25 protein-coding genes are annotated in these 23,453 nt (G+C 48.2%); 24 read left to right on the forward strand and 1 reads right to left on the reverse strand.

Annotation, left to right across the window (positions count from 1 at the left end; genetic code table 11):
* The first annotated feature begins 10 nt into the window (after positions 1-10).
* On the forward strand, positions 11-622 hold the full coding sequence (locus tag ACESLK_RS04485; RefSeq protein ID WP_372662883.1) for a hypothetical protein: 612 nt from the start codon (positions 11-13) through the stop codon (positions 620-622).
* 687 nt (positions 623-1,309) lie between these two features.
* On the opposite strand, the gene ACESLK_RS04490 is transcribed toward ACESLK_RS04485, so the two are convergent.
* A complete protein-coding gene (locus tag ACESLK_RS04490; RefSeq protein ID WP_372662886.1) occupies positions 1,310-2,266 on the reverse strand; it encodes a copper amine oxidase N-terminal domain-containing protein in 957 nt (318 codons plus the stop codon).
* Between the two features lie 162 nt (positions 2,267-2,428).
* On the opposite strand from ACESLK_RS04490, the gene ACESLK_RS04495 reads away from it, so the two are divergent.
* The 23 genes from ACESLK_RS04495 (at position 2,429) to rpoD (ending at position 23,452) form a co-directional block, all read left to right on the forward strand.
* Positions 2,429-2,815: a hypothetical protein gene (locus ACESLK_RS04495; RefSeq protein WP_372662888.1), complete on the forward strand. Its 387-nt coding sequence runs from the start codon at positions 2,429-2,431 to the stop codon at positions 2,813-2,815.
* A 127-nt stretch (positions 2,816-2,942) separates the two neighbouring features.
* Entirely contained in the window at positions 2,943-3,305 is a 363-nt protein-coding gene (locus ACESLK_RS04500; RefSeq protein ID WP_372663301.1) for a histidine triad nucleotide-binding protein, read from the forward strand.
* A gap of 112 nt (positions 3,306-3,417) precedes the next feature.
* Entirely contained in the window at positions 3,418-3,591 is a 174-nt protein-coding gene (gene rpsU, locus ACESLK_RS04505) for a 30S ribosomal protein S21 (protein ID WP_115990702.1), read from the forward strand.
* Positions 3,592-3,606: 15 nt separating this feature from the next.
* The gene (locus ACESLK_RS04510) at positions 3,607-4,050 is read left to right on the forward strand and encodes a GatB/YqeY domain-containing protein (protein WP_372662891.1); all 444 of its coding nucleotides are present in this window, start codon (positions 3,607-3,609) and stop codon (positions 4,048-4,050) included.
* A gap of 156 nt (positions 4,051-4,206) precedes the next feature.
* A complete protein-coding gene (locus ACESLK_RS04515) occupies positions 4,207-5,586 on the forward strand; it encodes an NfeD family protein (RefSeq protein ID WP_372662894.1) in 1,380 nt (459 codons plus the stop codon).
* A 73-nt stretch (positions 5,587-5,659) separates the two neighbouring features.
* Positions 5,660-6,637, forward strand: coding sequence for a flotillin-like protein FloA (gene floA / locus ACESLK_RS04520; protein ID WP_372663303.1), 978 nt, complete (start codon positions 5,660-5,662; stop codon positions 6,635-6,637).
* A gap of 41 nt (positions 6,638-6,678) precedes the next feature.
* Positions 6,679-7,095: a hypothetical protein gene (locus ACESLK_RS04525; protein WP_372662898.1), complete on the forward strand. Its 417-nt coding sequence runs from the start codon at positions 6,679-6,681 to the stop codon at positions 7,093-7,095.
* A 197-nt stretch (positions 7,096-7,292) separates the two neighbouring features.
* The gene (gene yqfC, locus ACESLK_RS04530) at positions 7,293-7,607 is read left to right on the forward strand and encodes a sporulation protein YqfC (protein WP_372662901.1); all 315 of its coding nucleotides are present in this window, start codon (positions 7,293-7,295) and stop codon (positions 7,605-7,607) included.
* A gap of 86 nt (positions 7,608-7,693) precedes the next feature.
* The gene (gene yqfD, locus ACESLK_RS04535) at positions 7,694-8,875 is read left to right on the forward strand and encodes a sporulation protein YqfD (RefSeq protein ID WP_372662904.1); all 1,182 of its coding nucleotides are present in this window, start codon (positions 7,694-7,696) and stop codon (positions 8,873-8,875) included.
* Between the two features lie 29 nt (positions 8,876-8,904).
* On the forward strand, positions 8,905-9,876 hold the full coding sequence (locus tag ACESLK_RS04540; protein WP_372662907.1) for a PhoH family protein: 972 nt from the start codon (positions 8,905-8,907) through the stop codon (positions 9,874-9,876).
* A 15-nt stretch (positions 9,877-9,891) separates the two neighbouring features.
* Complete coding sequence (locus ACESLK_RS04545) at positions 9,892-12,159, forward strand: HD family phosphohydrolase (protein ID WP_372662910.1); 2,268 nt, start codon at positions 9,892-9,894, stop codon at positions 12,157-12,159.
* A complete protein-coding gene (ybeY, locus tag ACESLK_RS04550) occupies positions 12,156-12,701 on the forward strand; it encodes an rRNA maturation RNase YbeY (protein WP_372662913.1) in 546 nt (181 codons plus the stop codon). The genes ACESLK_RS04545 and ybeY overlap by 4 nt, the downstream gene beginning before the upstream one ends.
* Positions 12,698-13,084, forward strand: coding sequence for a diacylglycerol kinase family protein (locus tag ACESLK_RS04555; protein ID WP_372662916.1), 387 nt, complete (start codon positions 12,698-12,700; stop codon positions 13,082-13,084). The genes ybeY and ACESLK_RS04555 overlap by 4 nt, the downstream gene beginning before the upstream one ends.
* Complete coding sequence (cdd, locus tag ACESLK_RS04560; protein WP_372663305.1) at positions 13,084-13,509, forward strand: cytidine deaminase; 426 nt, start codon at positions 13,084-13,086, stop codon at positions 13,507-13,509. The genes ACESLK_RS04555 and cdd overlap by 1 nt, the downstream gene beginning before the upstream one ends.
* Positions 13,510-13,558: 49 nt before the next feature.
* Complete coding sequence (era, locus tag ACESLK_RS04565) at positions 13,559-14,461, forward strand: GTPase Era (protein WP_372662919.1); 903 nt, start codon at positions 13,559-13,561, stop codon at positions 14,459-14,461.
* 89 nt (positions 14,462-14,550) lie between these two features.
* A complete protein-coding gene (locus ACESLK_RS04570; RefSeq protein WP_372662922.1) occupies positions 14,551-14,700 on the forward strand; it encodes a YqzL family protein in 150 nt (49 codons plus the stop codon).
* Between the two features lie 6 nt (positions 14,701-14,706).
* The gene (gene recO / locus ACESLK_RS04575; protein ID WP_372662925.1) at positions 14,707-15,519 is read left to right on the forward strand and encodes a DNA repair protein RecO; all 813 of its coding nucleotides are present in this window, start codon (positions 14,707-14,709) and stop codon (positions 15,517-15,519) included.
* A 318-nt stretch (positions 15,520-15,837) separates the two neighbouring features.
* Positions 15,838-16,725 (forward strand): glycine--tRNA ligase subunit alpha, encoded by an 888-nt coding sequence (glyQ, locus tag ACESLK_RS04580; RefSeq protein ID WP_372662928.1) that lies wholly within the window; start codon positions 15,838-15,840, stop codon positions 16,723-16,725.
* A complete protein-coding gene (gene glyS, locus ACESLK_RS04585) occupies positions 16,718-18,799 on the forward strand; it encodes a glycine--tRNA ligase subunit beta (protein ID WP_372662931.1) in 2,082 nt (693 codons plus the stop codon). Before glyQ ends, glyS begins: the two co-directional genes overlap by 8 nt.
* Positions 18,800-18,826: 27 nt before the next feature.
* Complete coding sequence (locus ACESLK_RS04590) at positions 18,827-19,636, forward strand: pyruvate, water dikinase regulatory protein (protein WP_372662934.1); 810 nt, start codon at positions 18,827-18,829, stop codon at positions 19,634-19,636.
* 224 nt (positions 19,637-19,860) lie between these two features.
* Positions 19,861-20,355: a YaiI/YqxD family protein gene (locus ACESLK_RS04595; RefSeq protein ID WP_372662937.1), complete on the forward strand. Its 495-nt coding sequence runs from the start codon at positions 19,861-19,863 to the stop codon at positions 20,353-20,355.
* Positions 20,356-20,445: 90 nt separating this feature from the next.
* Complete coding sequence (gene dnaG / locus ACESLK_RS04600; RefSeq protein WP_372662940.1) at positions 20,446-22,275, forward strand: DNA primase; 1,830 nt, start codon at positions 20,446-20,448, stop codon at positions 22,273-22,275.
* A 34-nt stretch (positions 22,276-22,309) separates the two neighbouring features.
* Entirely contained in the window at positions 22,310-23,452 is a 1,143-nt protein-coding gene (gene rpoD / locus ACESLK_RS04605) for an RNA polymerase sigma factor RpoD (protein ID WP_372662944.1), read from the forward strand.
* Position 23,453 lies beyond the last annotated feature (1 nt).

Below are 23,453 nucleotides of genomic sequence, written 5' to 3' on the forward strand. Positions count from 1 at the left end.
AGGAAATATCATGTCGGAAAATGGCAAACGAACTTATACAGTGCCTGTTCTGTTAATCATCATTGTAATCATGTCTACGTTGATCGTAATCCTATATTCAAAGCTGCTGATATCTCAACAGTTGCATACGACGGATCAAGGACAACGCTTGGCAGAGCGTTACGCATATGCAGTGATTTTCGCCGATAGGCTTCACGATGGAACGGATGGTCTATTGATTGCCAAGTCTGAGGTAGAGAGGCTGCGTGCGATTAAGCTGCTGGGTGAAGCAACGATTACTTCGAGTGAAATGCTGGGAATGTTAGTTGAAGCCGCGCATCTAGACTCGGGACTAGAGAGGGAAGAAGCGGCTAAACCGCTTATGCTAGCTGTGAATGCGTTTATGGGCTTCGAAGGTATCATCACGAAGCTCGCAGAGCATGAGGGTCCACTATCAGCCGATGAGAGTGCGTCTGTAACCATTATCCGAGATGGGGCAGCGCAAATGAAGGAGGCTCTTAGCCGTTTCCGTCCGCCTTCCGGCGAAGCAGGCTTTCGTCAGATGATGACGATAGGCGAGTGGATTGCGCCTGCTCTAGAAGCGACTAAGAGCCTTGAGCAAATAGCTGCGGGTTTGAAATAAAATCTGTACCAACACGCCGAGTCAAGCGCCGAAGTAGCTGTAGGTTCAGAATCGAGGCTGTCGATTAATTGTGGACAGTTTTAACGTGAATTTACACATGCAGAGAATGTATATGATTTTTCACATACATTTACAGAATCCGGGCTCAAATCGCATTTTTTGTATGAAATTTCGTTCAGAATCGACTGATTCGATGTGTGTGACGCTCATTTTGTATGATTTTTCGCATTCATTTTGTGGTCTCCCGCAGATTTCCGAAGTTATGAACTGTTAATCGACAGCCTCGAATCTGTACTTAAACCGCCGGAATCGAACGTAAATACTAGATATAAATATTCTTCGTTTAAAGACACTTACATGCACGAGCGAGTAGCTGGGGTGCTGCAGCAGTAGAATCTACGGCTATTGATGCATGAGCGAGTCGCTGGGGTGCTGCAGCAGTGGAATCTACGGCTATAGGATGCACGAGCGAGTCGCTGGGGTGCTGCAGCAGTAGAATCTACGGCTATAGATGCATGAGCGAGTAGCTGGGGTGCTGCAGCAGTAGAATCTACGGCTATTGATGCATGAGCGAGTCGCTGGGGTGCTGAAGCAGTAGAATCTACGGCTATAGATGTTGCAAGCGAGTCACTTGGGTGCTGAGGCATTAATATCTCCGTTAACATTGCTCGCCCCCGTCAACTCAAACTACTTCTCCAAACCAACCGTCCGTATTTCTTCGGACTGCTTTAACCCAATCGTTCCTACTTCCTGCGATACTTTTCCATCTATCATGCTCTTGTGTCCCGTCACCGTAATTTTGCCCACTAAATCAATGATCCCGCTTGACTCATGGCTGCTATCTCCGAGAAAACCCGTGCTATAATACACAAAGGATTTTTCTATTTTTTGTGCGGTTCCTCTTTCATCCTTGAACTTTTTCTCAATAAACTGCTTCAAGCCATCCCCTTGTCCGATTGAGGCCTGCCAAGTAATAATAAAGAAGTCATCCTTGATCTCGACTAGTGAAATCGTACCATTCCTTATCAAATAAAAACGCAGCGTCTCACCCTCAGGAAACAAATAGGTGCTGCTGATATGTTCATCATCCTCGATGCCTTCCAACGGTTTATCCGAGTAATGAATTTCCGATAGCGGTTTGTTAATGATCAGCTCTCGGGCTGCTTGCAGATCACCTTCATAGAGAGTCGCATGCGCATCTGCATCAAAAGGGGAATCAATGTATACGGTATTGTTCTCCCATTCCACCCTATATCCATATTGCTCGGATACGAAGCGCAGCGGAACATAAATACGACCTTTGATCAATTGAACAGGAACACTCAGAATGATACTGTCACCGAACACCTGAGGTTTACCTAGAAGCAGGCCGCTTCTCTGACCTACGGTAAGTACAATGGTTTCAGACCACTTACGAATGCTGACAGCATTTTTTTTCGAGTCCCAACTGACAGTAGCTTCCAGTGATTCTGCAACTGCGCGGAGGGGCACGAGAACTGTATCTTTTTCAATAAACGGGGCTGAATCCGTCTTTATTTGTTTGTTATAGACGAATACTTTGATCGGTGAAGCCGCGAAGCTTGAAGAACCAAAGGCCGAAAGACCTATCATCGCAACGACTACTGCACACAAAAGCTTTCTCATGAAACAGCCTCCTCTTTCTTTCCTACACAGGTATAGACTATCAAAGTCCCATTGAAGTTGCAGAGTTATTCTGTTGCCGGCGCTCCTTTTTTTCACATCGAAGTAGCCATTCGCCTACGGCGGCATATGCTGTGGATAAAGGCGCCCAAGGAGGGAATGCTCATGGAAAAAATAAAACTAACAGAGCCGGTGACTCATCACATGCCCAAAAAAGAAATACATCCGGTTGCTAACAAACAGCATGTACCGGTTGCCCAGCCGGTTGCAAAAAAGGTTTCAAAGGGCCATTGCGAATCCCATATGCATCGGTATGTCGAAATCCAATCAGTTGATGGCTTTTGTTATGACGGCATTGTTGAGCATGTGGATGAAGAATGGATTTGTATCGCTGTTCCTGGACCCGTGGATGAAATGCGTGGGTTTTTCCCGTACCCGCCGCTGTATCCATCTTACGGTCCTTACTATCCGTACCGTCCGAGACGGTTCAATCGGCTCATACTGCCTTTAGCCAGTTTGATCGCACTCTCGCTGCTGCCTTATTATTGGTAATCGACAAAGGGAAATAAGGGGCTTGCAGCATTTGCTGCAGGCTCTTTTGGTATGGGCAACGGTTGGACGAAGCGGTGGAGAATACGTTATGATAGCGATAAAGGAAAAAAAAGGGGTGCGTCAGAAAATGGATTGCCTTTTTTGCAAAATTGTCCAAGGAACGATTCCTTCCCGTAAAGTTTATGAAGATGATCTAGTTGTCGCGTTTCATGATATTCAGCCCCAAGCCCCCGTTCACCTGCTTGTGATCCCGAAGAAACATATTGCAACTATGAATGATTGTGAAGAGAATGACAGTGCTCTATTGGGACATATCCTAATGAAAGCCCAGGAGATCGCACGAGAAGCAGGTCTTGCAGACAATGGCTACCGACTCGTTAATAATTGCGGAAGAGATGCTGGACAGATTGTCTATCACATTCATTGGCATATTCTTGGCGGAGAGAAATTAGCTCCGCTTAATCCAAAGCCGCAGGCTGATTGTGAATAGATTTAACCATTCGTTATTTTCCGGCAGACTTAAGTTGACACCTGCTTTCCTCTTCACATATAATATAGTTTGATAACCGTGTTCTGGTCTATTGCGGAGGGAGGGAAAACAGGTGGCAGAAACGAAAGTAAGAAAAAATGAAACAATCGACGCTGCACTCCGCCGCTTCAAGCGTTCCATTGCCAAAGACGGCGTTCTCGCGGAAGTTAAGAAACGTAAACATTACGAGAAACCAAGCGTTAAGCGGAAGTTGAAGTCCGAAGCCGCACGTAAACGGAAGTTCTAGGAGGAATCCGCACTCATGAGTCTCGCGGAGCGTTTGAACGAAGACATGAAACAAGCGATGAGAGACGGAAACAAATTCCGCCTTTCGACAATTCGAATGGTTCGTGCAGCGATTAAGAATCAAGAAATCGAGCTGCGCCGTCCGCTTGAAGATAACGATACGCTTAATATATTGAGCCGTGAACTCAAGCAACGACGCGATTCCCTTGAAGACTTCGCAAGAGGTGGACGGGAAGATCTCGTAAGTAATGTTAAAGCAGAAATTGAGATCATCACAGAATATCTTCCGCAACAGCTGAATGAAGAAGAAGTCAAAGCTATCGTTTTACAGACCATGCAAGAAACCGGTGCTTCTTCTAAAGCCGATTTGGGAAAATTGATGGGGGCTCTAATGCCCAAGGTGAAGGGTATTGCAGACGGTAAGCTCGTCAACGCAATTGTCCAACAATCTCTGCAATAATTCTGATGTAAACGACAGGCACTCCCTAATCGGGGGTGCTTTTTGCTTTTGCTGAAAGTTTGCTCTAAATGACCAAATATAGGGTATGATGAAACGAAAGATATTTCTCACCGTATTACAGTTTATCTTGGAAATCTAGCTGTAGGAGGAATGAGCTTGATTCTGATTGATCCCCATCGCAAAAGAAATGTAGGCTGGACAAGATTATTTCGGTTGATGCTATTGTTCATTCTTGCAGGAATACCATTGCTGAGTGTGTGGAATGAAAGCGCTCACGCTGCGGAAACTCCATCAGAAGGCTCTGTGTACGTCATCCCGGTTCAACAAACCGTTCAAACTGGCTTGGCATCCTTCCTGGATCGCGCATTAAGCGAGGCGGAAGAAGCTAAAGCGTCACTTGTTGTGTTAGATATCGATACGCCAGGCGGCAGCTTGACATCTGCTGAGGAAATAGGCGGACGAATCAGGAATGCTAATGTTCCTACGATTGCGTTCGTCAGCGGTAAAGCGGCTTCCGCGGGCGCTTATATCGCTCTGAACGCAGGAGATATCGCGATGGCTCCAGGAACAACAATCGGTGCTGCTATGATTGTGGATTTATCAGGAAATGCTGTTGAGAATCCGAAGCTGGTATCTTTCTGGAGCGAGCAAATGGCAGCAGCAGCAGAGCTTAACGGGCGCGATCCAGCGATCGCTGTGAAGATGGTGGATCCTAACCGGGTGCTGGAGCTTAAGGAGTTGGGTGAGACGAACGGGAAAGGACAAATCCTTTCCTTGTCCGCAGAGAAAGCCTTTAAGGTTGGATATGCGGATTCACTCGCAAAGACGGTTGAAGAGGTCATTGCATGGAAGGGTCTATCCGATCGTGCGGTTGTTGACTTGAATCCGTCGTTCGCCGAACGCGTTTCTGCCTTCGTGACAAGTCCAGGGATCGCAACGCTATTATTGATTATCGGAATCGCAGGTATCGCTATTGAAATGCTTGTCCCTGGCTTCGGTATTCCTGGTTTTACGGGTCTCGTTGCTTTTGGTTTGTATTTTTTCGGGCAATCGATTGCGGGGTTTGCAGGAATGGAAGCAATCATTTTGTTCGTGATAGGGATTGGGCTGCTCATTGCGGAGATGTTCGTTCCGAGCTTCGGTATTCTTGGAATACTTGGAATTGCAGCACTAATATTTGGAATAACGATGGGGGCTTACGATACGGGTAATGCCCTGCAGTCACTAGGAATCGCAGTATTGATCGCAGCGATTTTAGTGGTTGTTTTCGCCTATGTATTCCGTCGCAGGGGGATTTGGAACCGATTTATCCTAAGGGAACAGCTGACGGCAGATAAAGGATATGTTCCTCAGCTTTCCCGAGTGAAGTGGATCGGGCAGGAAGGCATTTCGATATCTGTTCTTCGCCCTTCAGGGATAGCGGAAATTGCCGGAGAACGTATCGATGTCATTACATCGGGAGAATATGTCGATAAGGGAAAGCCGATTCGTGTACTGTCAGTGGATGGAACCCGGATTCTAGTGAAGGAGATTTAATTGCAAATTCGAATAAAGACATGACATGAAACAATGATAACCAATAAATTGACGGAGGTACAAAATGGAAAATATGGACATTCAACTTCTTGTAATCGTGGCGTTAGCAATTATTGCGGTAACGGTGTTTATGAGCTTCTTCCCTCTTATGCTCTGGATTTCGGCTTTGGCTTCCGGAGTAAGAATTAGCATCATAACGCTGGTGGGTATGAAACTTCGTCGTGTTGTTCCAAGCAGAATCGTAAACCCGATGATTAAAGCAACCAAGGCGGGATTAGGACTGAATATTAACCAACTTGAGAGTCACTTCTTAGCAGGCGGTAATGTTGACCGTGTCGTGAACGCTCTGATTGCCGCACAGCGCGCAGATATTCCTCTCATATTCGAACGTGCGGCAGCTATCGATCTCGCTGGGCGTGACGTGCTGCAAGCAGTACAGATGAGCGTAAATCCGAAGGTTATTGAAACCCCGGTTGTGTCTGCCGTTGCAAAAGATGGAATTGAAGTTAAAGTTAAAGCTCGTGTAACGGTGAGAGCTAATATTGATCGTCTAGTCGGCGGTGCGGGTGAAGAAACGATTCTGGCCCGCGTAGCGGAAGGGATTGTCAGCACGAATGGGGGAGCCGCATCCCATAAGGACGTGTTGGAGAGTCCGGATCTTATATCCAAGACTGTACTAGCTAAAGGTTTGGACGCAGGTACAGCCTTCGAAATTCTGTCAATCGATATTGCGGATGTTGACGTAGGGAAGAACATCGGAGCACATCTGCAAACCGAACAGGCTGAGGCGGATAAGCGGATTGCCCAAGCGAAAGCGGAAGAACGCCGCGCCATGGCTGTCGCGCAAGAGCAAGAGATGAAAGCGCGTGTAGTTGAGATGCAAGCGAAGGTCGTTGAAGCAGAATCGGAGGTTCCGCTAGCTATGGCGGATGCGCTGAAATCGGGCAAATTAGGCGTAATGGATTACATGAATCTTAAGAACATTGAAGCCGACACCAAAATGAGGGGCTCAATCGGCAAACAAAATGATAATCCTCGCGGAGAGGTTTAAGACAATCGATAGGGTTTAACTGCTTGTAAGGAGGGTGAAACGTGGAGCAACTAATTACGTTTATTATGGACAATTTCTTCATTGTTGTTGTCGCAGTGGGAATTATTTACTCCCTGTTTTTCCGCAAATCGCCTCTGGAAAGAAATCCGAATCGGATGCCGGACTTTGGAGAAGGCGGCAGGCCGGGTCAAACGGCTCCTGACCGTCAGATACCGCCGCCTGCGTCCATAGAGCAACCGCCATGGATGGAAACGCGTCAACAGGAGGGAATGCCCGCTAAGAGGAATTCTCCGATCTACGCGCCTGCAGGGGCTCAGGAAAAAGCTATATTGCAGAGGTCTCAACAGAGTAAGACGGGGTTTGGTGCAGAGGCTTTAAGCCGTGACGACTTATCTCGTGCTGTGGTGTGGGCAGAGATTCTAGGTCCTCCAAGGGCTAGACGTCCTTACCGCCGCTAAACCCGCAGCGTAATCAAATAATCATGGTGATAACGGAATAGTGGTGGTGCAGGGTGTTATTCCTGCACCACCACTATTTTAATTTTGGGAACCCCTATCCTCGGGGAGGAAAAAGCAAACAGAGCTTGACCTGCCTTCGCTTCATAAAGCGCAATCGTGATGCATATGTTTTACCGTATAGGAGGGAGGACCGCCCTATGATGCGTGTCAGTCGGAAGCTGCGTAAATGGACCGCAACCATTCTCGACCTGCCGCAGGATGTGGTTCTAGACTTGCCTCGCATCACAATGATTGGCGGTCTTCAGCTAACGGTGGAAAATCACCGTGGTGTCATCCATTTCTCCCCGCAATTGCTCCGGCTTGCCATGGACAATGGGGAAATGGAAGTGACAGGCGAAGATTTAATCATTCGGAATATTGGAGCAGAGGAAGTTTTCGTGGAAGGAAAGATACTTGGTGTAAAGTTACTCGCGAAAGAGAAGCCGCATAACCTGATGCCGAAGCACCGATAAAGAAGGCACTAGGATTTACATAAGTCCGTTTGAAACGGACTTTCGTCTTTAGGATGGACAGGCTCTGAGCCGGGAGGAGAGCGTTCATGAAAGGAACATGGGTTGCCATGATGCGGGGGTACGTCTGGGTTAAGCTTATAGGGGGAGAGGCAGAGAGGTTCCTCAATTCAGCAACATCGGAGAAAATAACACTGTGGAATATTTCTTTCACGCCTGATGGAAGGCTTTCCTTCGGCGTGTCGATCCCCGATTTTTTTCGGCTGCGTCCTTTGTTACGTGATAACGGAAGCCGTACACGTATTTTATCCCGTCACGGTTTGCCTTTTAAGCTGGCGCGTTTATCGAGAAGAAAGACTTTCGCGGGCGGGATGCTTATTTTCATTGCGGCTCTTTTCGTGCTTTCCACACTGGTGTGGAATGTCAAAATCGAGGGGGGCTCCTCCGTTTCGGACGAGGAAATTCGCCAAGCGGCAAGAGCGGAGGGCATATATCCCTTTCAATGGTCCTTCCGTCTTCAAGATGCGGCATCCTTATCTCAACGCTTAGCGGTTCATTTGCCGGGAGCGGCATGGATCGGAGTGGACAAACAGGGGACCTCGATTACGATTACCGTTATCGATTCCACGAAACCCGATAAGCGGCAGCTTGACAGTCCAAGAGATCTTGTCGCCAAGACAGATGCTGTTATTACTCGCATCGTGGCTGAGAATGGCCGCCCTAAGGTTGAGCGTAACGATAGAGTCAGGAAGGGTGATGTCCTGATTTCCGGCCTTCTAGGGGATGGAGCGGAGCACAGCAAGCTGGTCGTGTCTAAAGGGAAAGTGATGGGGCTGGTTTGGCATGAATATCGTATCGTCTCACCGCTAACGACGAAAACTAAAAGCTTTACGGGAGTATCGAACAATCGCTCGTACATAATGGTTGGCAATCGTGCCTTGCAAATCTCGGGATATCGGGGTCAAGCCTTTGAGAGCTCGCAAACCCGTACGACTATACAAAAAGTACAATTATGGAGACGGCTGTTGCCCATTGGAATGATGAAGGAGCATGAGCTGGAGGTTTTGGAGGTTGAGCTAAAGCTATCTCCCGAACAAGCGAAAGAAGCGGGACTGAAGCAAGCTCGAGATGAGCTGCTCGCGAAAAACGGCAAAGATACGCTTATCAAAGCGGAAAAGATTTTGCATGAACATACTGAGAATGGTAAAGTATTGTTAACCGTCCTTTTTGAAGTGGAACAATCAATCGAGGTCGAACGTCCTATACTATAAACACGATAGAACTGGGGGAATGAGGCTTTTTGGCGGAATTGAAAGAATATACCACGATCCCATTACGCAATGCAGCCGAAGGTCTAGCTCTATTCGGTCCACAGGACAAGTTCTTGCGTATTATAGAAGAAGAAACTGTATCCCTCATTCATTCCCGCGACGCGGAAATTTACATCGAAGGGCCTGCACAGGAGGTCCGTTCCTTGCAGCAGCTGTTCGATACGTTGATTCAGCTCATTCAAGGCGGCTTGCAGCTAAACGAACGGGACATTCGATATGCGTTGGAGCTGTCCCGAGAGATGAAAGCGGATCAATTGCTCTCCTTGTTCAAGGGTGAAATAGCCACGACCTTCCGCGGCAAATCCATTATTCCCAAAACGTTAGGGCAACGCCACTATGTAACGATGATCCGTAAGAAGGATATCGTAATCGGAATTGGTCCTGCGGGTACGGGCAAAACTTATTTAGCCGTTGTTTGTGCGGTTGCCGCTTTGAAGTCAGGAAAGGTAAAGCGTATTCTGCTTACCCGTCCGGCGGTGGAGGCTGGAGAGAACCTTGGATTTCTTCCCGGCGATCTACAGGAGAAGGTAGACCCGTATCTTCGCCCGCTGTATGATGGACTGAACGATGTATTGGGCCCTGAAGGTGTCGCTAAAGCGCTGGAGCGCGGATTAATTGAGATCGCTCCGCTTGCCTATATGAGGGGGCGTACTCTCGATGATTCCTTCGTTATCCTGGATGAAGCGCAGAACACGACTCCCGAGCAAATGAAAATGTTTTTGACACGCCTAGGCTTTGGCTCTCAAATGGTTATAACCGGTGATGTCACGCAAATCGATTTACCTAAAGGCAAAAAATCCGGTCTAATAGAAGCTGAGCGCATATTAAGACAGATCGAGGAAATCGGTATCGTATACTTCACCGAGCAGGACGTCGTTCGGCATGCCCTCGTTCAGAAAATTATCGTAGCCTATAATAAGGATAACGATCTACAACAATAAGGAGGAGAGTGCCGGATGAGTCGGAAAAGTAACGGCCCGCCCAGCAATCAGCTCACCTTGTCAAGGGCAGCGGCAGGATGGAAGAACAGTGCAGCAATGCGTTGGCTCCTGCTCCTGCTTTTTGTATTTTTGTTTTATTTTAGCATCTCTCCGCGGCTTGTCCCGGAAACTTACGATATAACATTAAACGCCAAAAGCGACAAGGATATCAAGGCACCCCGCCAAGAGCTGGATGAGAAGGCAACACTGCAGGCACAAGAGGAAGCCGCCGATAAGGTGGGACTTATCTATTCTATTGTGGCACTTCGGAATGAAGGGCTTATCAACGAGATTTTCACGCGAATTGAGCAGCTTAATCTAGATGATCAGCTTACGGACACCGACAAGGTGGAAATCTTCCGACGGGTTATCCCTGAGCGAGTGAAGCAATATGTCGACACGTTCCTGTCCGCAAACAGAGGATCGGAGACTTACTCTGCGGGATTGCTTGCAGAGATGGAGCGGGTCGTGTTAGAGCAGAGATATCAGATACCCGAAGAAACGTTTTACAAGCTCCCCCGTCTAACCCCAGAGCAATTGTTCGAAATGCGTTCAGTCGGACGAGAAGTCGTACGCAAGCTGACAAGCGAATCCTTGTCAGAGGCTGAGACGGCTCGAACAAAGGTGGCAGAGCTCGTGAACGCCAGCTCTCTCTCGCAGAAGACAGAGCGGGAAATCGTGCAGGAGCTTGCGCGTCTGGCGATTTTGCCTAATAAATTCTATGATAAAAAAGCTACGGAAGATGCGAAGGTTGAAGCGAAGCAGAATACTCCGCCGGTTCTGATTAAGCAGGGTGATATAGTCGTTAAAGCCGGACAGGTTATCACTGAGAATATTTATGAGAAGCTTGATTCTCTTGGGCTGCTGCAGGAACGGAAAACCTATTTGCCGCAGCTTGGGGTTCTGTTATTTTCAATTATTTTCACGCTAGCCTTGTATGGTTATGGAGAGCTGACTACAGGCGCTTCCGCTGCGCAGAAGAGAAACAATGTACATTGGGTCATGCTGCTGCTGATATTCGCATTAAATATGCTGTTTATGCATTTGGTTGCGCTGGCTCATAACGAGCAATGGCCGTTTATTGGCTATCTAGCCCCTGTTGCCATGGGGAGTATGATGGTGACTTTGCTTCTGGATTTACATCTAGGCTTGGTGAGCTCTTTTCTGTTCACTTTATTGGCCAGTATCATACTTAACGTGGAGCAAGAGCATATTTTCGATTTTCATTACGGATTCGTCGCCGCCGTCGTATCGTTCACCGCCGTCCTTGCCATTCATCGTGCCAGCCAGCGATCCTCGATCCTCAAAGCGGGTATTATGGTCAGTCTATTCGGTTCGGTTGCGGTACTTGCGCTTATGCTTATTGATCCAGAACCCAATCGCACGCAGCTGTTGCAAGGGGTTAGCTTCATGTTCGCCAGCGGGCTAGTAACGGCCGTACTTGTGATCGGCCTTATGCCTTTCTTTGAAGTGACTTTCGGTATATTGTCCGCATTAAAGCTTGTGGAGCTTGCTAATCCGAACCATCCCTTATTACGTAAGCTGCTTACCGAGACTCCGGGTACTTATCATCATAGCCTTATGGTGGGAAACCTCTCCGAAGCAGCTGCGGAATCTGTCGGGGCAAATGGTCTATTATGCAGAGTTGGATCATTCTATCATGATGTGGGGAAAACGAAGAGACCGCTTTATTTCATCGAGAATCAGAATGCGGCGGGCAACCCGCACGACAAGCTGGATCCTAAGGTCAGTGCCTCCATCATTATCGCTCATGCTAGGGATGGTGCAGACATGCTCAGAGCGCATAAGCTTCCCAAGCACATCCGGGATATTGCCGAGCAGCACCACGGAACGACTTTCTTGAAATATTTTTATCACAAAGCGGTTAAGCAAGCGCAAGATCAAGGGTTAAATAGTGAGTGGACCGAAGATGATTATCGATATCCGGGACCCAAGGCACAATCCAAAGAGGCGGCTATCGTAGGCATTGCTGACTGCGTGGAAGCGGCAGTACGCTCGCTCAACCACCCGAAGGTTGAACAAATTGAAGAGATTATCGGCAAAATCATTAAAGATCGATTGGATGATAACCAATTCAACGAATGCGACTTAACGCTCAGGGAATTGGACAAAATTGCGGAGACGCTCAAAGAAACAGTCATAGGGATGTTCCACTCGCGAATTGAGTATCCCGACGATAAAGAATTGAAGAAAATGAAAGAAGCGAAGGAGAATAAAGGATGACCTTAAGTCTGGAATGGATCGATGAACGTGAAGGCGGAGCAGGCAGCAAGGTAGAGCAATGGATGGATCAATTGGAGAAGCTGTTGCATATTGCAGGGCGTAAGGAAGAGGTTACCGATGGAATCGTTACGCTGACATTGACGGACGATGCAGGGATACAGGAGCTGAATCGACAATACCGCGGGCTAGACAAACCTACGGATGTATTGTCTTTCTCACTTGTTGAAGGCGAGGATCCGGATATTCATTTCAATGATGAATACGAAGCTTCCGAGGATGGGGAAGAAGGAGAAGAGAACTGGAAGGACGAAGTCAAATCGGAAAACCCATTTGCGGATTTGCTTGGGGATATCGTTATTTCTGTTCCAAGAGCTGAAGCTCAGGCTGCGGAATATGGGCATAGTCTCGAACGGGAGCTTGGGTTTCTATTCGTACACGGCTTCCTTCACCTGCTCGGTCACGATCATGGAGATGAAGAGCAAGAACGCAGTATGTTTGCTAAACAAGAAGAGGTGCTGAAGGAAGCGGGACTCATGCGATGAGCCGCGGGCGTTCGCACTTCATCCAAGCTTTCCGTCATGCCTTTGATGGAATTAAGGGTGCGCTTCGGCGCGAACGTCATATGCGGTTTCACTTTGCGGCTGCTATAGTTGTCGTGATTCTGGCTGCTTGGTTACAGGTGGGGCGAATGGAGTGGCTGTGGCTCCTCGCAGCCATTACCGGCGTATGGGTATCCGAGCTGTTAAATACAGCGATAGAAAGAGCGGTTGATTTGGCGACGACTGAGGTTCACCCGCTTGCCAAAGCGGCTAAGGATACTGCTGCCGGCGCCGTGCTTGTTGCGGCGTTCTTTGCAGCGGTTGTAGGCTTTATCATACTTGGACCCCCTTTGTGGGAGGCTATTTTTGATTGGAGAAGTTCATAATGGGCATTGATCATCTTTCCTTAACGGTTGAACAGTTTATGGAAGCGACTAAGAAAGCGCGTGACAATGCGTATGTACCCTATTCAGGGTTTAAGGTTGGGGCTGTCGTCCTTGATTCCCAAGGCAGGCTGCACCATGGCTGCAATGTGGAGAATGCGGCTTACGGGCCGACCAACTGCGCAGAACGCACTGCATTGTTCCGGGCTGTGGCAGACGGTTGTATGCCGAGAACTTTCCAGGCCATAGCGGTCATCGGAGATACGGACCTTCCAATAACGCCATGCGGTGTTTGCCGCCAGGTGATGGTAGAGCTATGCGATCCGGATATGCCGGTCATACTGGGCAATTTGCAGGGCGCGTACCGCGTAACAACGGTGTCAGAGCTTCTTCCCGGCGCATTTACTTCACGGGATTTGAATAGCTAGGATACATGAAAGGCCAGGGGACAAACCCAGCCGAAGGAGAATAGGTTATATGCAGAAAAAAGGATTCAAATCTGGCTTTGTGGCCATCGTAGGCCGCCCGAATGCGGGTAAATCTACGCTAATGAACCAAGTGATCGGACAAAAGATCGCCATCATGTCAGATAAACCCCAAACGACAAGGAACAAGATTCATGGCGTCTATACGACAGATGACATGCAAATCGTATTCCTTGACACACCGGGCATTACCAAGCCGAATTCCAAGCTTGGCAACTATATGCTAAAGGCTGCAGAAAGCGCGTTTAACGAAGTGGACGCGATCTTATTTCTTACGGATGTTACGGAAGTGATCGGCGGCGGAGACCGTTATATTATCGAGCAATTGAAGAAGGTAAGCGGGACTCCTGTTTTCCTTGTGCTCAATAAAATCGATAAGATTCATCCCGAGGCTATGCTTCCAGTTATCGATAAATATCGCAAGCTGATGGACTTCGCGGAAATCGTACCGGTATCAGCACTTCAAGGAAACAACGTGAACTCACTTCTTGAGCAGGTGTCCCGTTATTTGAATGAAGGCCCGATGTATTATCCTGCTGATCAAATCACGGACCACCCCGAGCAATTCGTCTGCGCTGAATTAATCAGAGAAAAGCTTCTGCAGCTTACACGGGAGGAGATTCCTCATTCCATCGCCGTGGAAATTGAGAGCATGAGCGTGGAGGACAATGGACTCGTCAACATCGGTGCGGTTATTTTCGTTGAACGGGACTCGCAGAAGGGAATCATTATCGGCAAGAACGGTGCGCTGCTTAAAGAGGTTGGTAAGCTGGCTCGGCAAGATATGGAACGGCTGCTAGGCTCCAAAATTTTTCTTGAGCTGTGGGTAAAGGTGAATAAGGATTGGCGTAATCGCGATTCCATCCTTAAAACACTTGGCTACCGGAACGAATAACCGAAAATTATCAGGCATAGCTAAGCGGTCCTCGAGACATCCTAACCGGGTAAGAGCAATTCATTTTCGACCGGAGGGGATGAGGCGCTGTGCGGGATTTCACGTGGCACGTGTTTACGCAAACCGGCGATATCGAAGCTTATCTGCTATACAAGGAAATGCACAATCTCGGAGTGTCTGAGCTTGGGACGGATGCCGGGTCGGAAGACGAAGAGGATCATGTCTTGGACGAGGAATGATGACCGATGTTATATCGGGTAGAAGGCATAGTCATTCGAAGTATCGATTATGGCGAAGGAAACAAAATTATTACCCTGCTTACGCCCACATATGGGAAGCAGGGCATTGTTGTGCGTGGAGCCAAGAAGCTGAAAAGCCGTTATGGTGCATTGGCACAGCTGTTTACATATGGGGATTATTCCTATTACAAAGCAGGATCGCTTGGAACTCTGAACAGCGGTGAAATCATCGAATCTTTCCACGAGCTTCGCGAGGGCTTGGAAGGACCGGCGTATGCTGCCTATGCGGCGGAATTAACAGATCGATCCATTAACGACGATGAAGCCGCTGCATATTTGTTCCATCAATTGAAGGCTTGCCAAACGGCGCTAGTAGAAGGTAAAGATCCGCAGGTGGTGCTTTCTGTCTATGAAATGAAGGTGGCAATCTCTGCGGGTTATGCTCCCGTATTGGACGAATGCGTGAACTGTGGAAGACAGGAAGGGGTATTCCGGTTCAGTTCTGCGGCAGGCGGAGCTTTATGCTCGATGTGCAGACATCGGGATCCGTCGGCGCTTGAGCTGGAAGAAACGGTATGGAAGCTGCTTCGAGTATTCTTAGCCCTTGATATGCGTCGCCTCGGAAACATTACAGTTAAGCCTAGCTCCAAACGTCAGCTGCAGCTTGTATTTAGGAAATGGTTAGACATGCATTTGAATCTAACACTGAAATCTCGAAGCTTCCTAGATCAGTGGGAGAAATATGGCGATCTGCTCGGCGAGCGAGTAAAGCGACCGGATCCGACGCCGGATGTCGAGGCAGGCGACGGGACGGTTTGACAGCCCGTATCGCAGTAGTTTAGAATGTTTTCATAATTGTTTTGTCTCAGTGAAGGAGAAAGTAACCGAATACCGTTAGCAGGCTGCAGCGAGCCGGGGATAGTGAAAGCCCGGAGATACGGATCGGTGAAGGGCGCTCTGGAGAGATTGTATGGAATGAGGAGGGTTATCTTTATTGTGTCGGTCTCATAGACGGCGTGGTGAGGACAGCCAAGTAGGGTGGAACCGCGGGAATCTTCAGCTCCCGTCCCTATGTCTGCCAAGGCGGACGTGGGACGGGGGTTTTTTTATATTGCTATACAAAGGAGCGGGTAACAAATGAATTTTCAGCAAATGACGCTAACGCTGCAACAGTTTTGGGCGGAGCAGAACTGTATCGTTGTACAGCCGTACGACACGGAGAAAGGTGCAGGCACTATGAATCCGATGACCTTCCTGCGTACAATCGGACCGGAGCCATGGAATGTTGCATACGTAGAACCATCCAGACGCCCGGCAGACGGACGTTATGGTGAAAATCCGAATCGGCTTTACCAGCATCATCAATTTCAGGTCATTATGAAGCCTTCGCCTGATAACATTCAGGAGCTCTATTTAGCAAGCCTGAAGCGTCTCGGACTCGATCCTCTTCATCATGATATTCGATTCGTAGAGGATAACTGGGAAGCGCCAACACTTGGAGCCTGGGGCTTGGGATGGGAAGTATGGCTGGATGGAATGGAAATCACTCAATTCACCTACTTCCAACAGGTCGGGGGTATCGACTGTCATCCTGTAGCTGTAGAAATTACCTATGGAATGGAACGGTTAGCTTCTTATATCCAAGACAAAGAAAATGTATTTGATCTGGAATGGGTAAATGGCGTATCTTATGGCGACGTGTTCAAGCAGCCTGAATTCGAGCATTCTAAATATACATTCGAGGTATCGGATACCGCCATGCTATTCCAGCTGTTCTCGACCTATGAGGGCGAGGCCAAGCGGGCAATGGACGTTAATCTTGTATTCCCTGCTTACGACTATATACTGAAATGCTCCCACACCTTTAATTTACTGGATGCTAGAGGCGCGATCAGCGTAACGGAGCGAACGGGTTATATAACTCGAGTGCGAAACCTGGCACGTCAGGTTGCAGCGACTTATTTGCAAGAAAGAGAGCGGCTTGAATTCCCGCTGCTGAAGAAAGGAGCGGTGCACAATGGCTAAAGACCTGTTATTAGAAATTGGCTTAGAAGAGGTGCCTGCCCGTTTCGTACGAAGCGCTATGGATCAACTGAAAGAGAAAACCGAAAAGTGGTTAACGGAAAGCCGCTTGGGATTCGGTGAGGTGAAAGCCTATGCTACACCTCGTCGCTTGACAGTTCATGTAACGGATTTAGCGGACAAGCAAGAGGACGTATCCGAAGAAGTAAAAGGCCCATCCCGCAAAATCGCATATGATGAAAATGGCGGTTGGAGTAAACCTGCGCTCGGATTTGCCCGCAGCCAAGGCGTGGAGCCGGACAGCTTGTTCATTCGGGAAATCGCGGGCATTGAATATATTTTTGCTAAGAAGAGCAGCCTTGGCGTGGAGACCGCGAGCTTACTGCCAGATGCGCTTCCTGCACTGGTGACCTCCTTAACGTTTCCTAAGAATATGCGCTGGGGTAATTATGAGCTTCGTTATGTTCGTCCTATTCGATGGTTAGTCGCCCTGCACGGCAAAGAGATAGTTCCTTTTGAAATAACGGGAGTTGCAACAGGCAACGTCACACGCGGACATCGTTTTTTGGGTAAAGATATCTTAGTGGAGGAGCCAAGCGTTTACGTCGAACGATTGCTTACTGAGCATGTTATAGTCGATGTACACCAACGCCAGCAAGCCATACTCGCAGGCATTCAAAGCTTGTCGGTGGAACGGGGCTGGAATATCGCGGTAAAGGACGATTTGCTTGAAGAGGTACTGTTTCTTGTAGAAACGCCAACAGTGCTTACGGGTTCATTCGACCCGTCGTTCCTGCAGATTCCTCAAGAGGTGCTTATTACTTCGATGCGTGAGCATCAAAGATACTTCCCGGTGCTGGATTCTGAAGGCCGCTTACAGCCGCATTTCGTTACTGTACGCAACGGGGATAATTTGTCGCTGAATGTCGTATCTAGGGGGAACGAGAAGGTTCTGCGGGCGCGTTTGTCCGATGCTAAGTTCTTCTACGAAGAAGACAAAAAGTTAGTGATTGCAGATGCATTGGCAAAGCTTGAAAATATCGTATATCACGAAGAGCTGGGTTCAGTTGCGGATAAAGTTCGCCGTACCCGTCTCATTGCGGATCGAATATCGCAGCAATTGAAATTAGATCAAGCTGCATCTGAAGACGTCAGCCGCACAGCTGATATTTGCAAATTCGACCTCGTATCTCAGATGGTATATGAATTCCCCGAGCTGCAAGGCATTATGGGAGAGGATTATGCTCGCAAAGCGGGAGAGCGTGAAAGCGTAGCGCGGGGCATCAATGAGCATTATTCCCCTCGTAATGCCGGTGACAAGCCTGCGGCTTCCGCAGTTGGAGCCATTGTCGGAATCGCGGATAAACTAGATACAATTGCCGGATGCTTCTCTATCGGTATCGTACCGACAGGCTCGCAAGACCCTTATGCTCTGCGCCGCCAAGCAGCAGGTATCGTCAATACCTTGCTTGCGCACGAGATGGATATTACTCTTACGGATTTATTCAAGATTGCACTTGATGTTCACAGTGCAAAAGGTCTTAAACGCGAAGCTGATGACATCAGTAAAGATATGCAGGAATTCTTCAGCCTTCGAATCAAAAACGTTCTAGCTGATCAGTCGATCCGTTATGATGTCGTGGATGCGGTGCTAGGAGCGGGCGTGAAGGATGTACGCCGGACTGTTCTTAAGGCGCAAGCGTTGCAGGCTGCTCTTAAGGACAGCGGTAAATCTGATTTCCGTCATTCGGTTGAAGCCTTTAACCGGGTATGCAATCTTGCCGCTAAGGCAGAGTCCAAGCAGGTGGATGCTCAGCTGTTCGCAGATTCCGCAGAAGGTTATCTGTTTGAAGCTTGGCAAAAAGCACACGGTGAATTCGTGAACGCATACGCGCAAGCGAGCATGATGGATGCCTTATCGGCGATATCTTCCTTGAGCAAACCCGTGGCCGGCTTTTTTGAGGCCGTAATGGTTATGGCGGAAGATGAAGCGTTAAAGCGCAACCGCTTGGCGATATTGGCGCTGCTTGCAGATGATGTCAAGCTATTCGCAGATTTTGCTAAGCTAACGGGTTGAGTAACGATCCGAGAGGAGCTGGCCTTTATGGCACAAGCTAACGTGACCGTCTATGTCGTGTCCGATTCAGCTGGGGATACTGGGGAGCTTGCGGTGCGTGCTGCCGCAGCTCAGTTCCATCCGCTGTCTATCAACATTCGCCGAGCAGCCTTTATCCAGACAAGAGAAGGTATTGATGTAATCCTGGCTGCCGCGAAAGCAGAGAACAGTATTGTCCTTTATACGCTTGTTATTCCCTTCCTTCGCGATTATATGGTAGAGCAAGCGAACCAATTGGATTTACCTGTTATTGATCTGCTTGGTGCGCTTATAGATAATCTGGAGCAGACTCTCGGTCATGAGTCCAAGAATGAACCCGGGTTAAACCATGTGCTGAATGCCGACTACTTCCGTAAAGTAGAAGCTGTAGAGTTTGCCGTTCGATATGACGATGCAAGAGATGTGGCCGGTATCCTCAAAGCGGATATTATTCTTATTGGCGTATCTCGGACTTCAAAAACTCCGTTGTCCATGGTGCTGGCGCATAAAACCTTTAAAGTTGCTAACGTTCCGCTGGTGCCGGAGTTAGTGCCGCCTAGAGAGCTGTATCTTGCATCTCCACGTAAGGTGATCGGGCTAACCATTAATCCCGAAGCTCTGAATGCGATTCGTAAAGAGCGGCTTAAAGCGCTGGGACTGCCAGATTCTGCTCCCTATGCAACTTCGGAGCGAATTCTAAAGGAATTGGTTCATGCCAGGCAAGTGATGGAAAAAATTGGCTGTATCGTCATAGATGTGTCGAACAAAGCGGTAGAGGAAACGGCAAGTATCATTTTAGAGCATTTTCAACAAAATTGATTTTTATCATTATGAACTGTCGAGTAGTGTGAAAATACCGAATTTTCTGTGACATTTGTAACCCTGGACCTATTGATTTCGTATAAGTAGTACAATTGCTAAATTGGTTGTTCCTTCTCACATTTAGAAGAAGTTTCAAATGGGCGAAATTGGGGAACATAAAAATTGATGGGTGCAAGGAAGGATTTTGAATCCCGTTAGCGTATATAATATTACGGCAAACTTTGGGTGAACGTGTGGTGATGTCGATGGCTGTCTCACGTCAACGGGTTGTTGTGGATGGCGATGCATGTCCGGTTAAGGCGGAAATTGCCAGAACAGTGAGAAGTGTTGGAGCAACTGCGCTCCTAGTATCAAGCCATGCTCATGTTTTAGTGCCTGAACCATCGGTGGAAGTCGTGACTGTAGACGCAAGTGATCAATCGGCTGATCTTTATATTGCTAACGTTCTGACGAAAAGCGATATATTGGTTACCGGAGATTATGGTTTAGCGGCTTTGGGGCTTGCACGGGGCTCTGCGGTTTTAACGCCGAGGGGTAAGGAGATTCGGGAAGCGGATATCGAGGGCTTGCTTGAGCAACGGTATTTCTCGGCACGCCAACGTCGCGGAGGCATGCGTACCAAGGGGCCGAGAGCTTTTACCGATGATGATCGTGAAAGGTTTCAACAAAAACTGACAATTCTATTGCAGGGGATGCAGGAAAACCTCGACGTTTAGCGAATTGTAATACGTGCAAGAAATCGATCGGCAGGGTAATTGACTGTATAGAATTCGGCTTCGCTGCACTGAGAGATAAGGTGGCTTGAAATGAACTACGGAATGATTCCCCAATCCGTTATTGATGAAGTGTTGCGCCGCCATGAGATTGCAGAAACCGTTGGCAAATATGTTCATCTAACAAAGAACGGTAAATACTTGAAGGGTCTCTGTCCCTTTCATTCCGAGAAAACACCATCTTTTACAGTCACGCCGGAGAAACAAATTTTTCACTGCTATGGATGTGGTAAAGGCGGGAACGTCATCAAGTTTGTCATGGAGATGGAAGGGGAAACTTTTCCTGAAGCTGTCAAAACACTTGCAGAGGATGCCGGTATTCCGATTACTTGGTCCTCCGTGAGCAATGATGAACCGTCCGCGTTTCAGAAGGAAAAGAAAATTCTGCATGAGGCCCATGACTACAGTGCGAAATTGTATCATTACTTATTGCAAAATATCGAGGTTGCGAAGTCTGCAAAGGAGTATTTGTTATCCCGTGGTTTCAATGACTCGCTCATCGAGCAATTCGGTGTCGGGTATGCGCCAGCAAGATGGGACACGCTTACTCAAGCCTTGGAACGCAAAGGGTATGTGCTGGCTGAGATGGAAGCAGGAGGATTGTTATCGCGAAGACAAGAGTCAGACGGTTATGTCGATCGGTTCCGTGATCGGATTATGTTTCCGATTCATGATGCGGGCGGACAGATCATTGCTTTTGCCGGAAGAATCCTTTCGGATGGTCAACCTAAGTATTTGAACTCTCCAGAAACCGCGCTCTTTAATAAGAGCCGAACGCTGTATCGGTTGCATGAAGCCCGTCCAGCCATACGACGAGCAAGGCAGGTCGTCCTATTCGAAGGCTATGTCGATGTAATCAAAGCTTGGTCAGCGGGTGTTCATAATGGTGTTGCCACCATGGGAACGGCATTAACTCAAGAGCATGCGGCGCTGCTGAGAAGGTACTCAGATGAAGTCATCGTATGTTATGACGGAGATGAAGCTGGACAAGCTGCCGCTCACAAAAGCATTCCCTTGCTGGAAGGTGCCGGATTCCGCGTACGAGTAAGCGTACTTCCTAATCGAATGGATCCAGATGAGTATATAATGATACATGGTCCGGATCCCTTTGTTCGGGAATTCATTGAAGGAGCGGTTTCCGCAGTTAAATTTCAGCTAATATATTTAAGGAAATCCCATATACTCCTAGAGGAAGATGGGAAGATCCGGTATTTGCGCGATGCCGTTAGAATCGTAGCAAGGCGGGAATCTCCGACGGAACGGGAGCTGCTGCTCAAGGAGCTTTCCCAGGAATTCGGTGTATCCTTAGATACGCTGAAGCAAGAGAGCCTCGAAGTGCGTCAGCAAGAGAAATTGGGAAACACAGGGGATATTCCAGCGGGATCGTGGAATAATGAATGGAATGAAAAGAGATCGTCTTCATCTAAGAATCCGCCGCTTGGAGCTGCGCATGTGAATGCGGAACGACAGCTGCTTTCTTGGATGTTACAGGACAGAGATACGGCGCTTCTTGTCGAGCAGCGGCTTGGCGACCGGTTTCATGTAGAGGATCATGCGGCTTTAGCTGCTTATTTATATGCTTACTACGCTCAATTCAATGATCCTGATGTCGGTCGGTTTGTTGCGGTCTTGCAAGATGATCGTCTGGAACGGACTGCAAGTAGTATTGCTTTAATAGACGTCCCGTTTGGCGAGCGGGAACTAGAAGATTGTATTCGTACGATCGGTCGGGCTTCCCTTACAAGGGAGATTGAACGGTTGACTGAACAGTTAAATCGCGCACAGCGTGCTGGAAACTATTCACGTGCAACACAAATGGGTATAGAGATTATCGCCTTGGAAAAGCAGCGCAAACAATTCTGATGCGCTTGCCTGTTCAGGGAGGAGGGAGTCGGAAATGGCAAACGATCAACACACCGGGTTAGAGACGGAATCGACACTAGAACAGGTCAAAGCCGGGCTGATGGAACAAGGTAAGAAGAAGTCTTCCTTGACCTATAAAGACATCATGGAGAAGCTATCTCCTTTTGATCAGGATCCCGAGCAGATTGACGAGTTTTTCGAGCAACTAGCAGATATTGGCATCGAGGTCTTGAATGACCACGATGAATTGGGTCGTGAACGGCATGGTCACGGGAGCGGCGAGGAAGAAGAACGCGACGAATTTAATTTCGACGATGATCTAGCGCTTCCGCCTGGAATCAAAATCAACGATCCTGTTCGGATGTATCTGAAAGAAATCGGCCGAGTACCACTACTCGGCGCGGACGATGAAGTTGAATTGGCCAAAAAGATTGAAATTGGCGGACCTGATGGTGAAGAAGCGAAAAAAAGACTGGCAGAAGCCAATCTTCGTTTAGTCGTCAGTATTGCCAAGCGTTATGTCGGACGGGGTATGCTCTTTCTTGATCTTATTCAAGAGGGGAACATGGGTCTTCTGAAGGCGGTTGAGAAATTCGATCACGACAAAGGATTCAAGTTCAGTACTTATGCGACATGGTGGATCAGACAAGCGATCACCAGGGCTATTGCGGACCAAGCACGGACGATTCGTATTCCTGTGCATATGGTCGAGACAATTAACAAGCTGATTCGAGTGTCACGCCAGCTGCTGCAGGAGCTTGGAAGAGAGCCATCACCTGAAGAAATTGCCGAACAAATGGAGCTTAGCGTAGATAAAGTCAGGGAAATTATGAAAATCGCGCAAGAGCCTGTATCCTTGGAGACGCCAATCGGTGAAGAAGATGATTCCCATTTGGGTGATTTTATCGAAGACCAGGAAGCATTGGCTCCAGCAGATGCAGCAGCTTACGAGCTTCTTAAGGAACAGCTTGAGGATGTTCTGGACACGCTGACAGAGCGGGAAGAGAATGTACTTCGTCTACGATTCGGGTTGGATGATGGGCGTACACGTACGCTGGAAGAAGTAGGTAAGGTATTCGGCGTAACGCGCGAACGTATTCGTCAGATCGAGGCCAAAGCCCTTCGCAAGCTGCGTCACCCTAGCCGCAGCAAACGGTTGAAAGACTTTTTAGAATAAA

The organism is Cohnella sp., from assembly GCF_041640265.1.
Lineage (GTDB): Bacteria > Bacillota > Bacilli > Paenibacillales > Paenibacillaceae > Cohnella.